The 12069-nt window shown below is 28.8% G+C and carries 11 protein-coding genes; 3 read left to right on the top strand and 8 right to left on the bottom strand.

Annotated elements, in window-relative coordinates:
* Positions 1 to 106: 106 nt before the first annotated feature.
* Together PZA12_RS09835 and PZA12_RS09830 are read right to left on the bottom strand one after the other, a co-directional pair.
* A complete protein-coding gene (locus PZA12_RS09835) occupies positions 107 to 2140 on the bottom strand; it encodes a penicillin-binding transpeptidase domain-containing protein (protein ID WP_103698322.1) in 2034 nt (677 codons plus the stop codon).
* Positions 2141 to 2307: 167 nt separating this feature from the next.
* Positions 2308 to 2685, bottom strand: coding sequence for a VOC family protein (locus PZA12_RS09830; RefSeq protein WP_012058131.1), 378 nt, complete (start codon positions 2683 to 2685; stop codon positions 2308 to 2310).
* A 330-nt stretch (positions 2686 to 3015) separates the two neighbouring features.
* On the opposite strand from PZA12_RS09830, the gene cax reads away from it, so the two are divergent.
* Positions 3016 to 4062, top strand: a complete 1047-nt coding sequence (gene cax, locus PZA12_RS09825; protein ID WP_017209612.1) for a calcium/proton exchanger — start codon at positions 3016 to 3018, stop codon at positions 4060 to 4062.
* Positions 4063 to 4140: 78 nt separating this feature from the next.
* Here the strand turns inward: cax and PZA12_RS09820 are convergent, their stop codons facing one another.
* Positions 4141 to 5061: a CorA family divalent cation transporter gene (locus PZA12_RS09820; RefSeq protein WP_103698321.1), complete on the bottom strand. Its 921-nt coding sequence runs from the start codon at positions 5059 to 5061 to the stop codon at positions 4141 to 4143.
* A gap of 291 nt (positions 5062 to 5352) precedes the next feature.
* Here PZA12_RS09820 and PZA12_RS09815 point away from each other — a divergent pair, with 291 nt between their 5' ends.
* Positions 5353 to 5919, top strand: a complete 567-nt coding sequence (locus tag PZA12_RS09815; protein WP_103698320.1) for a LemA family protein — start codon at positions 5353 to 5355, stop codon at positions 5917 to 5919.
* Entirely contained in the window at positions 5916 to 6710 is a 795-nt protein-coding gene (locus PZA12_RS09810; RefSeq protein ID WP_078117019.1) for a TPM domain-containing protein, read from the top strand. Before PZA12_RS09815 ends, PZA12_RS09810 begins: the two co-directional genes overlap by 4 nt.
* A gap of 87 nt (positions 6711 to 6797) precedes the next feature.
* On the opposite strand, the gene PZA12_RS09805 is transcribed toward PZA12_RS09810, so the two are convergent.
* From PZA12_RS09805 to PZA12_RS09785, 5 genes are all read right to left on the bottom strand, one after another.
* A complete protein-coding gene (locus PZA12_RS09805) occupies positions 6798 to 7067 on the bottom strand; it encodes a late competence development ComFB family protein (RefSeq protein ID WP_012058126.1) in 270 nt (89 codons plus the stop codon).
* Positions 7068 to 7302: 235 nt separating this feature from the next.
* Positions 7303 to 8262, bottom strand: a complete 960-nt coding sequence (locus tag PZA12_RS09800) for a methyl-accepting chemotaxis protein (protein WP_077843700.1) — start codon at positions 8260 to 8262, stop codon at positions 7303 to 7305.
* A gap of 15 nt (positions 8263 to 8277) precedes the next feature.
* Entirely contained in the window at positions 8278 to 9309 is a 1032-nt protein-coding gene (locus PZA12_RS09795) for an FIST signal transduction protein (protein ID WP_103698319.1), read from the bottom strand.
* A 265-nt stretch (positions 9310 to 9574) separates the two neighbouring features.
* On the bottom strand, positions 9575 to 10906 hold the full coding sequence (locus PZA12_RS09790; RefSeq protein ID WP_103698318.1) for a CCA tRNA nucleotidyltransferase: 1332 nt from the start codon (positions 10904 to 10906) through the stop codon (positions 9575 to 9577).
* Between the two features lie 107 nt (positions 10907 to 11013).
* Positions 11014 to 11910, bottom strand: a complete 897-nt coding sequence (locus PZA12_RS09785; RefSeq protein ID WP_012058122.1) for a MurR/RpiR family transcriptional regulator — start codon at positions 11908 to 11910, stop codon at positions 11014 to 11016.
* Positions 11911 to 12069 lie beyond the last annotated feature (159 nt).

Below are 12069 nucleotides of genomic sequence, written 5' to 3'. Positions count from 1 at the left end.
ATTTCATCTGCACGCTAATTAACATAAATATTTATGATATATTTGACTAAAAATGGCTGTATAAATCTACAGCCATTTAATATATAAATTTCAATTATTAAACTTACTAATTTACAGTTTCCAGAGCTTTCTTTACCTTAGGAACTACATAGTGGCTACTACCTCTATCTTTAACATCCTCAATCATCATTACTACCAATAGATTGTTTGGAGATTTATTAGTGGTCATCCCAACGAACCATCCTAATTCTGTACCATTATTATCATCCTGAGATGCTTTTATCTCAGCCGTTCCTGTCTTTCCAGCTATAGTTAATCCATTAGTATAAGCTCCATGACCTGTTCCGCCTGAATTTTCTACTACTTGTATTAAATCTTGAAGTACTATATTAGCTGAGTCTTTTGACACAACATTTGCTTTCCATACTTTTTTATCTGAATTATCCTTTGTCACAAGATAAGGTGTTAATATATTTCCTTCATTTTGAAACATAGTATAAAGCGCTGCCAAATGCACAGGGTTTACCAAAACTTCACCTTGACCATATCCACTGTCCGCTAGTTGTACCTCAGATTTAAACTCCTTATCACTTGAATATTGTGAATTATATAATGGATATTCAAATGGGATTTTATCAAAAAATCCAAAGCTATTTAACTTATCTTTAAGTATATCCTTTCCAATATCCAACGCAGCCTGAGCAAAGTAGATATTATCAGAATAAACAAGTGCATTCAATAGATTTGACGGTCCTTTATAATCGCTTACTCTTGTAACTGAGTAATTTCCCCAACTGCTATCCTTTTTCCAACTAAGACCAGTTATATTTTTATTGGCATTAGGATCTATCTTTTTTGTATCTAAACCAATAACCGCAGTAATTGGCTTAAAGGAAGAACCTGGCACTAATGTTGCTTGAAATCTATTATACATAGGTTTCTTAGGATCATTATTCAAACTATTCCATTTATCACCTGACATACCCAAAACAAAATCATTTGGATTAAATGCTGGTGTGCTAACCAACGCTAAAACCTCTCCTGTATTAGGATTCATAGCAACTGAAGTTCCTTTATCACTACCAAGCTGACTATACAATAAACTTTGTAAATTGCCATCAATTGTTAATTTTAAATCCATACCGTTTTTAACATCTTTTGTTATAATTGATTTCTTCTTTTCGCCCTGAATACTTTGAATATATATTTCAGCCCCATCGATTCCTCTTAATGTATCTTCGTATGTTTTTTCAAGTCCTGATTTACCAATTGTAGAATTTTCAGTATACTCCTCGCCTTTGTGTTTGTCCAATTCATCAGCATTTATAGTTTGTACATATCCTGTTAGATGTGCCGCCTGCTCTCCTAAAGGATAAACTCTTGCATCTTTATCATTAATTTTAACTCCCGGAATTTTAAGAAGGCTCGGAATTCTCTCATCACCATATGGTATTGTCTTCACTGGAATGAACATATCGGGCTTAACATATGATGCATTTAGTTGACTGTTTATATAGTCAACAGTTATCCCTAATATTTTTGAAATTTCATCAATTGATTTATCTTTGTTTTCACCTAAGTTTCCTGGAACAATTCCAACGTTAGATGAAAAAGAATCTGTTGCCAGTTTAGCTCCATTTCTATCTAATATGTCTCCTCTTTTAGATTCTATTATTTTAACTCTTATTTTGTCACTATCAGCTAAGTCCGGGAATATTGTTTGAGAATTCCACATTAAAGCATAATCTTTTCCAATCTTCCTACTCATAGTTGCACTATTTAAAAATTCTAATTTTCCACATATTGTATCCATGCTGGTTTCATAGTCCACAGTAGCTTTATCACCATCTTTTTTTACATTTTTTATGTGAATTTCAATATTGCTAGCACCAATACCTTCATAAATATTTTTGTTTCTTGTAATAAAATCATCTTTGGACATCTTTTGTATGATTTCACCATCCGCCAAATCATACATTTTTTCATATTCCTTTGAATTTAATAAACTAAAGTACTCCAGTAATTTAGTTTCTGGTTTATGCGTCTTATTGTAAAAAAAGAAAGCAGTTAAACTAATAATAAATGGAATCACTACTATTCCTGCTCCAATTAATATATAAATATTTTTCTTTTTATCCATAAAATCTAACCTTCTCTATCCTAAATCTCTAAATAAATTATATCATATAAATGTATATCTTTACATCTCCAATTCCACATTATGAAAATATAAAGAGAGACTACTTTTATATTTTCGTAATCTCTCTTAATCCAATATAATTCACTTATTTTTTAAGCATAAGAGTATTATCTTCGTATAACTTCCACTTTATATCCATCTGGATCAGTCACAAAATAATATCCTGGTTTTTCTCCTGGTAATCCTTTCAAAGGTGTAACTTCGTATCCTAACTCTATATGTTTTTCTCTCATTTCTTCTAAATTTTCAACACCTATTGCAGTATGGCTAAATCCATTTCCTAAATCGTATTTTTCAACACCATAATTATAGGTAAGTTCAATTTCATATCCACCCATCTCATTTGATAAATAAACAAGAGTGAATTTATGTTCTGGAAAATCTTTTCTTCTAGTTTCTATAAGACCTAATGCATCTCTATAAAACTTTAAAGATTCCTCTAAATTTTTAACTCTAATACAAGTATGCAACATTTTTACTGACATTTCAGTTCCTCCTTAATTTAAATAATTATGCAATTTATTTGCAGCAATAGTATATATTTCTTTATACAACATTACTTTGCATTTATATACACTAATTTCTTATATTAATATACCACATAAAATGCAAATAATAAAATAATTTCCTATTCCTAAAACAAAGGTAAAACCATCTTTAACTATTTTCCTAATTAGAAAAATATAGCATAATGTAAAATTATAGTTTATAATATTATGATGTGTTCATTAAACTCTAAATTTTACTCAATTATTATTTGAATCTTCAATTAAAATTATTAAATTTATAATAATTATTCAAGGAGGCAATATTTCATGAAATTACTTAAATACATGCTTATTTTTATTCCGATAAGTTTTATAGCAGAATTTGTTATGCATGTATCTCCATCAATAATGTTTATACTTGCAGCATTATCTATAGTACCACTAGCAGGACTTATGGGTGAAGCAACTGAGGAAATTTCATTCTACTCAGGCCCTAAGATTGGCGGTTTTTTAAATGGTACTTTCGGAAATGCAACAGAACTGATAATATCTTTTTTTGCTCTTAAAGAAGGGCTTTTTGATGTTGTCAAATCTTCTATAGCTGGGTCTGTAATAGGAAATATATTATTAGTACTTGGTGCCAGTATGCTTGCTGGAGGGTTAAAACATAAAACTCAGACTTTTAACAAAAAAGTTGTTGAAGTTTCTTCAAGTATGTTACTATTTGCTGTTGTTGGCCTGTGTGTACCTGCTTTATTCACCCATACTGTGGACCCAACTCTTTTGAATACTAGGTATGAAGGATTAAGTATAATAGTTGCAATAGTAATGCTTTCTATTTACATTTTAAGTCTTATTTTTTCATTCTTCACTCACAAAGATATTTATACAGTTTCTAATCAAGAGGAAGGTAGTGCTAAATGGACATTAAAAAAAGCAATCTCTATATTAGTCATTGCTACAGTTCTAGTGGCTATAGAAAGTGAATTCTTGGTAAGTGGAATAGAATCTATAACTTCAAGCTTAGGACTTAGTGAATTTTTCGTTGGTATTATTTTAATTCCTATTATAGGAAATGCCGCTGAACATAGTACTTCTGTTGTAATGGCAATGAAGAATAAAATGGATGTTGCTTTGGAAATAGCTATTGGCTCAAGCTTGCAAATTATATTATTTGTAGCACCAGTATTAATATTCTTAAGTTTATTATTCACTCCTATGAGTATTGTTTTCAATGAATTTGAACTGATTGGCCTTATAGTTGCTGTATTAATAGCTAATAGAGTTTCCAACGATGGAGAATCAAATTGGTTAGAAGGAGTTCAACTCCTTGCTGTATATTTAATAGTTGCAGCATCATTCTTTATTTTGTAAAATTCAAAAAATAATCTAATTCCATTTTAATGCTAATACCTCATAATTTCTTATTTATAAAATTATGAGGTATTATTTTTATAACCACTTATTTTTCTTAAACCACACGCCACATAACACAACTACGCTGATACTTATTGAAATCACAAATGGATATCCATAACTCCAGCCATATTCCGGCATATTAAAATTCATTCCATACCATCCTACTATAAGAGTAAGTGGCAAAAATATAGTCGTGACCACTGTGAATAACTTCATTAATTGATTTTGATTTATGTCAACTTGAGCTTGATATGCTTCCCTTACTTGGGTAACATAATCTCTAAGATTATTCACATTCTGATATAGTCTATTAATACGATTAGTGAACATTCTAAAGTATCTTATTATTTTTTTATCAATTAATCCATTATCATTTTCTTCTATAGATTCTGCAATATTTAATAATCTTTCATAATACCTCTTTAATTTTAATAATTTCTTTCTCAACATAATAATCTTCTTTAAGTAATTATCATTCTTTGAAGTTATTAAGCCTTCTTCAAGTGCTGCAATTTCATATTCAAGTTCTTCAATATGATAAGTGTCCTCAAATGTAAGTTTATCAAAAAATGTATATAAAAGCTTACTAAGATTCAAGCCTTTAATCTCACCCGTTTTACTCTTAGAAATTACCTCTTCTATAATATCATTTCCATCACTTATAAATACGAGTACGTTTTTCTGAAGAAACATACTTACTTTTTTTGATTGTTTTAATACATTATTAATTAAAGGAATCTTTAAAGATATGTAATCTAGACCTTCATAACTTTCAAATTTAGATGTTCTTCCATTTATACAATCATATAATAATTTTTCGTTTATATTGAGGATATCCGAAACTGATTTAAGTTCATCAAATTTGATGACAGCAACAAATAATTTATTATTATTTGTTATTATATTTTCAATTTTATCACTTTGTAATACGTCATTCTCTAAAACATAGACCATTTTTAATCTCCTAATTATAAATTTATTATATTTTAACATATTAGCATAATTATTTCACCATATCCTTAAACTTCATAATGATTCGTTAATTAAAATAAATTCGTTTATCGTTATGATACTTAAATTTTAGAATCATAAGCATTCTCCTTATTTAATTCAAAATTTCAACTAATAATCCAAAGCTACCTGTAATTTTGAATTATTAGTTGAAATTTTGTTATATGGTTAGTTTACTATATAAAATTTATATTTCTGCACATAATATAATTAATTTAGAAGGGAGGCTTTTTAATGCGAAAAAGTACAAAAATAGCAATAATTGTGGTAATAATCTTGATAGTCGTAGGTATTCCTATAAGTAGTTATAATAATCTAGTTTCTTTAGAACAGACTGCCAATTCTGCATCTTCAAATATTGACACTCAATTGCAAAGAAGATCAGATTTAATTCCTAATTTGGTTAATACAGTTAAAGGTTATGCTACACAAGAGAAATCCATATTTACTGATATCGCCAATTCAAGAAGCAGGTTATCTGGGGCAACAAATATACAGGAACAAGCAGATGCTGACAATCAACTTTCTGGTTCTCTTTCAAGATTATTGGCTATAGTGGAAAATTATCCTGAACTAAAGTCTAATCAGAATTTCAGAGATCTATCAGTCCAGTTGGAAGGAACAGAAAATAGAATTGCAATAGCGAGGCAAGATTATAATACTGCTGTAACAAATTATAATACTAAAAGAAGAAGTTTTCCAAGTAATATAGTATCTTCATTATTTGGTTTCCAAGAAAAACCACTCTATAAAGCTAGCGAAGGTTCAAAAGAGGTTCCTTCAGTAGATTTTGCAAAATGATAGAAAAATTAATACATAAATCTTTAAATTCATTATTAAGCTTTCTTCTTTTAGTTGTTTCTTCAATTTTCCTCCTTTCAGCAAGCGCTGAAATTAAATTTCCTTCTCCTACATCTTACAAATATTTAAATGATTATGTACATATAATTAGCGAGACTGAGATGAATGGTTTACTCTCTATAGGAAAGGAATTAGAAGACAAAACTGGCGCGCAAGCTGTTGTAGTTATTATAAATTCAACTAATAATGTACCTATTGAAGATTATGCTAATACTCTTTTTAGGTCATGGGGCATCGGAGAAAAAGGTAAAGATAACGGCTTATTGATTCTTTTAGCACTAAATGATAGGGCGTGGAGAGTTGAAGTTGGCCGTGGACTTGAAGGTGCTATTCCAGACGTTTTAAGCAGCAGAATTATGGAATCAGTTGCCAAACCTAGTTTTATAGAAGGAAAATATGGTGAAGGATTACTTAATTCTTATAGTACTTTCTGCGATCATATAGCAAAAGAATATAATGTTACTCTAGATAAATCACTAAACATCTCGGAAAAAAATACAAATACTATTAAGTCTAATACAGGAACTAAAGTGTTTGGAAGTATAATGCTAGGCCTGCTATTGCTAGATATTATCTTTAATAGAGGTAGGATTTCTTTTTCATTACTTCAGATTATTTTCTGGAATAATATTTTTAGAGGCCATGGTCCCAGAGGTGGATCATCTGGCGGAGGTTTTGGTGGCTTCGGCGGTGGTTCTTCTGGTGGTGGTGGCTCTAGTGGAAACTGGTAGAACCACCAAAACCATAAAATAAAGTTGTTCTTCTAAACGATATTTTATGGTCTTCTGAATATCAGTAGTAATATTTTCCTGAAACGTTTATCTATCATGATTAGGGTTATTACTAACCTTATTTATCGCTGTTGTAACTTGTACTATTATATCAGTTTCAACTTGTTGTTTAGTACTTTCTATTTTGGCCATTATCTTTCCTAAAGGTGTTGCCACATAGTAAGGTTTTAAATTGTTAAGAGAAAGTGTGAAGATGTCCCTTTTACATTTATCGCATTTACATCCATCTGTTTTGGCTAACAAGATTTCCATATACTCCTTAACCCATATTTCCATATAATTAATAACATTCTCCATTATGTTTTCTCCTTAATATTAAAGTCTTAAGCATTATCTAATCTTTACCACTGATAATGATATTGTACCACAATTTTCTAACAGAACAATTATATCACTAATCTTTGAATATTTTAACCCTTATAAAATCATTTATATGTATTTAAAATAATAAAAGATGAGTTCTACTAAACTCATCTTTTATTGCTTTATACTCGTTAGTTTACTCACTATGTAAAAATATTTTATACAGCATTTATCCCTTTTTAAGGATTTTAATTTGGTTTATATAATTAAGTATGTCTAGATAACAATCACCTTTTTTCTGTATGCTATATACTAGGTTTTGTAATTGCTGATTTTCAGTTCTTGATTTCTCAACTAAATTAGTTAAATTTACTGATATCTCCTTTATTCCATGTAAATTATTCTTTTGAGAGTCCTGAACCCCTTGTACATGTTTATATACTTCCGATTCAGCATCTACTATTTTATCTAGTATAGAAGAAGACCCTTCTATAATGTTAGTTGTTTTATTTATAACTTCAGTTCCTTCGTTAGATTTACTAGATAATTGCTCCATTGATTTTGTCAAATCATCTAAAGAATTCATAATATCTTTAGCATTTTTCTGAGTATCAACAGAAAGTTTTTTTATTTCATTAGCTACAACAGTAAACCCTTTTCCAGCTTCACCAACTCTAGCTGCCTCAATAGCTGCATTCAATGATAATAAATTTGTTTGCTGGGCAATTCCATTTATAATATTAGCAAACCCTTGAATACTGTTATACTGATTCTGTATCTCTGAAATTAAACTGATAAATTCATCAAAAACCTTAGAAACTGTGCCCACCTGATTGATTAATTCATTAAAATCATTTCTTGCATTATCTATTTCTTTTTGAGAATTATCAAGACTAAGAAAAACATCCTGAACAAGATTTTCTGTCTTATCACTATTGTTAGATAAGACTTGTAAATAGTCATTAACATTTTCTGTTTGTTTAGTCGTATATTCAGTTCCTTTAAGAAGTTTATCAAGACCATACGTCATATTTCCTTCTTCATTAATAACTGTTTTTATATTATTTTCTATTATAGATGTTAACTCCATAACTTCATTCACATATAGGAAGCATTCTTCTTTCTCATTACGGTTAACTTCATTTTGACTTTGTATAGTGCTTATTTCTTTACTTTTAAATTTAAACATATTAATATTCCCCCTTTATTCAACTGCTAATATTACCATAGTTTGATTTACATGTTTTTTATAAAATTGCTCTCCATAGCTTACAAATCCAGCAGTATTAGGGCAGAATGAAAGTAGTTCTTTATCTATTGCTTTCCAAATATTATCTTCTTGAAACTTCAAGCTTCTTAATATACAGTTTATTGACAACATAAAACTAGGTTTAAATCCAATCTTCTCAACTGTATTTCTTATTTGGCTTATTGGATCAACCGGTTTTAGAACCTCAACAAAGGTATTTGACATAACCTGACAATAAAATGTAATTGATTTGTCTGAATTTACTTTCATAGGAGAAGATATAAAAATTTCATTTTCATACATTTTTCCTAGAGGATTATTCATAAAATAATTAGGAAGATCACTTTCTTTTACATTTAAAACTCTTGCATATTCAGTGCTAGCTGGAACTTTATTAAATGTCTTTATCGTCCTACTTATAGGGTCTGCTTCAGTTACTAATAGTCTTTGTCCCATTGGTATGTATATATTTTCTTTTATTATAGTAGTTCTTTTTTTTGTATTAAAGAAAATCATTACACTATGAACACGCTTTGTACCTATAAATATGAATGTTTCTTTAAACTTAAGATTATCTCCAGCACTTCCACCTATGACTTTAAAATTATCATCTACAAAATAGAGGGTACCTATAATACTTTCTTCCATTCCGGTTAGACCATCACATAATAAAAGTGAAAAAGCATTCTTATTATTTTTAATCTTTTCATAAGCCCCTTTTAAATTATTCACACTTTTTATTGGTGGATAAAGTATCTCTACAACTTCACCATCACAAACATCATATTGAAATCCAGAAATAACTCCATCTTCATAACCATTTCTTCCATACTCTCCAGACGTAGAACAAAGTATAACATTTGAAGATACTAATGTTGATAATTCTGTAACATTTTCTACATTTGAAAATATAACAAATCCCATATTAGAATTATTATTTATAAAATTTGACGCTTCTTGTACGTTTGAAAACATTAACTCTCTCATAATCTTATCCCCACCCTTAATTTTTTCCTAAATGTAAAAATTTTCTCAATTTTTACTATAATTATATCCAATTTTTCTACAAAATACAATCACACAAATATTCTGTCATTAATTAAATTTATTATATAGATATAATCAAATAAAAACTTAAATATTTATATATACAAATTAAAAGACCTAAAATAAAAGGTATAAATTCAAAATGAGCAGCGCTTAATTTGAATCTATACCTTTTGATTATTAACATATTCTATATTAATAAATTTTATCTCCATCGTTTCATAACTAATTTAACTAGTTCCCGTTTCTCATTTAATTTAGGATTTTCAATTACAATATCCAACAAATAATTTAGCATTTCACCAATTTCTTTTCCTTTGTTAAATCCTAAAGACAATAAATCTCCACCATTTATTTTCAAATTCTTTAAATTAAAACATTCATCGTTATCAATTATCTCATTAAGAATATTTTCGGCCTCATCTAAATTTATTAAATGCTTTTCAGAGTATTTAGAATCCTGAGTAAGTATATCCGCTCGCTGAATTTTAATTAGATCTTTAAAAAGATCTATACCTATTTCTCTCAGTAGTTTTTTTATAGATACTTTATTATCAATTCTATAATCATGATACTGTATAAGAAGTGTAACTTTATTAATTATATTATTGTCATATTTCAAATATTTCAATATTTCATTGGCTATTCTTGAGGATTCTTTTGAATAAGAACTGTAATGCAAATTGTCATTTTCATGAGTTCTTATTGTGCAAGCTTTTCCAAAATCGTGAAATAGCATACTCAATCTCAAATATATTTGGGATTCTACAGTTTCAGTTGCTATAATGGTATGATTATATAAATCATGTGAATGGCAAGAATTGTTTTTATTAAAATTATAGATTTTGCTTATTCCCGGAACTATGTATTCTAAAATTCCACATTCCCTCAATATTTCTATTTTTCTTGGATTATTAAGTAATATCTTATTAAACTCTTCTCTAACTCTCTCTTTTGATATATTTCTTATATTATCTTTAAGTTCTTTTATTGAATTTAGTGTTAACCTATCAATAGTAAAATCTAGTTGGGCAGAAAACCTAATTGCCCTAAGCATTCTTAGGGCATCCTCATCAAATCTTTTTCTAGGGTCACCTACAGTTCTTATTATCTTTTTACCTAAATCCTCTACCCCATTAAAATAATCTACTAATCCACTTATATCATTATATGCCATTGAATTAATTGTAAAATCTCTTCTCGCCAAATCTTCCTTTAAAGAACTCACAAACTTAACTTCTTTAGGATGTCTATTATCTTCATATTCACCATCTGACCTATAAGTTGTAATTTCATAACTCTCTTTATTTAGCATTACTGTAACTGTTCCATGCTTTAATCCAGTTAATATAACTTTATCAAATAATTCCACTACTTCTAGTGGCTTAGCATTAGTTGTTATATCCCAGTCTTTAGGTTCTTTTCCTAGAATACAATCTCTAACACATCCTCCAACCATATAAGCCTCATATCCATTTTCTAATAACCTATCAATGATTAATGTAACATTTTTAGGCATCTCTATATTTTTATTCAATATTTCACCTCTAAACTTATCATTCTCATTAAAATAAATTTATCTTTATTTAATAAAAACAAGCTGCCCTCATAATCATTCTGAGAACAGCTCTATTTACTAGAATTTTAGTCATCTGCAACATTTCTATTATTATAAGAATAAACATTATATGTCTGCCATATTTGTTCTAAATTACCAAAAATATCAGATATGTTTTCCTTCTCTCGCATTCCTACTGCAATAATTAGTGCATTTATTACTGACATAGGTGCAACTAAAGAATCTACAAATGATGCCATATTACTTTGTGCAATTAATGTGTGATCAGCTTTAGACGCAAGAGGTGATAGTAAACTATCCGTGAGCGCAACCACTTTGGCTCCTCTATCTTGTGAAAATTCTAATGCATCAATAGTTTTAGCAGCATATCTAGGAAAACCAATTCCTATAACTAAATCTCCATCTCCTACATTTATCATTTGTTCAAATACATCTGAAATTCCATAACTTACAATTTTAACATTTTGCAGTATTATATTTAGATAAAACCCTAAAAACTCCGCAAGAGCAGTAGAACTTCTAAGACCAATTATGTATATTCTATTTGCCTCAAAAATCCCCTTTACTACATCTTCAAACGTATTTTGATTAATTTTTTCAAGAGTTGCACGTATGTTTTCCATATCAGCTTTTAGTACACCTTTTAATGCATCTCCATCAGAAAAATAATCATTTCTAAGCTCTAATCTCTGTACAGTTGTTAGCTTATTCTTTATAAGTTCTTGTAGTGCTTTTTGCAATTTAGGATATCCTGAAAAGCCAAGCTCAATCGCAAATCTTACAACTGTTGATTCAGAAACTCCAACAGATATTCCTAGTTTGGCTGCCGTCATAAATGCTGCTTTATCATAATTTTTTAATATGTACTCAGCTATTAATTTTTGACCTTTACTTAACCTTATAAATTTCCCCTGAATTAATCTCATTAAATCTTTACTATTTTCGTTATTTACTTCATCCATCTTTTGCCTTCCTGTTACAACATTGAATAATATTATCTTAATTCTATCATCTTATTTCTAAATATTCAACAAATAACTTGTTTTTCACAGCGCATATTAAAAATTTGCAATATTTTATCAAGCTACTTTCATTACGCATTATATTATTAAAATCAATAT

Origin of the sequence: Clostridium beijerinckii (assembly GCF_036699995.1) — a bacterium.
GTDB classification, from domain to species: Bacteria; Bacillota; Clostridia; order Clostridiales; family Clostridiaceae; genus Clostridium; species Clostridium helianthi.
The sequence above is the reverse complement of the archived record's forward strand: the minus strand, read 5'-3'. Positions and strand labels throughout refer to the sequence as shown.

What these genes read in the sequence shown, in the direction of transcription:
- PZA12_RS09835 (WP_103698322.1), bottom strand. Translation starts at nt 2,140, where the DNA reads ATGGATAAAAAGAAAAATATTTATATATTAATTGGAGCAGGAATAGTA.
- PZA12_RS09830 (WP_012058131.1), bottom strand. Translation starts at nt 2,685, where the DNA reads ATGTCAGTAAAAATGTTGCATACTTGTATTAGAGTTAAAAATTTAGAG.
- cax (WP_017209612.1), top strand. Translation starts at nt 3,016, where the DNA reads ATGAAATTACTTAAATACATGCTTATTTTTATTCCGATAAGTTTTATA.
- PZA12_RS09820 (WP_103698321.1), bottom strand. Translation starts at nt 5,061, where the DNA reads ATGGTCTATGTTTTAGAGAATGACGTATTACAAAGTGATAAAATTGAA.
- PZA12_RS09815 (WP_103698320.1), top strand. Translation starts at nt 5,353, where the DNA reads ATGCGAAAAAGTACAAAAATAGCAATAATTGTGGTAATAATCTTGATA.
- PZA12_RS09810 (WP_078117019.1), top strand. Translation starts at nt 5,916, where the DNA reads ATGATAGAAAAATTAATACATAAATCTTTAAATTCATTATTAAGCTTT.
- PZA12_RS09805 (WP_012058126.1), bottom strand. Translation starts at nt 7,067, where the DNA reads ATGGAGAATGTTATTAATTATATGGAAATATGGGTTAAGGAGTATATG.
- PZA12_RS09800 (WP_077843700.1), bottom strand. Translation starts at nt 8,262, where the DNA reads ATGTTTAAATTTAAAAGTAAAGAAATAAGCACTATACAAAGTCAAAAT.
- PZA12_RS09795 (WP_103698319.1), bottom strand. Translation starts at nt 9,309, where the DNA reads ATGAGAGAGTTAATGTTTTCAAACGTACAAGAAGCGTCAAATTTTATA.
- PZA12_RS09785 (WP_012058122.1), bottom strand. Translation starts at nt 11,910, where the DNA reads ATGGATGAAGTAAATAACGAAAATAGTAAAGATTTAATGAGATTAATT.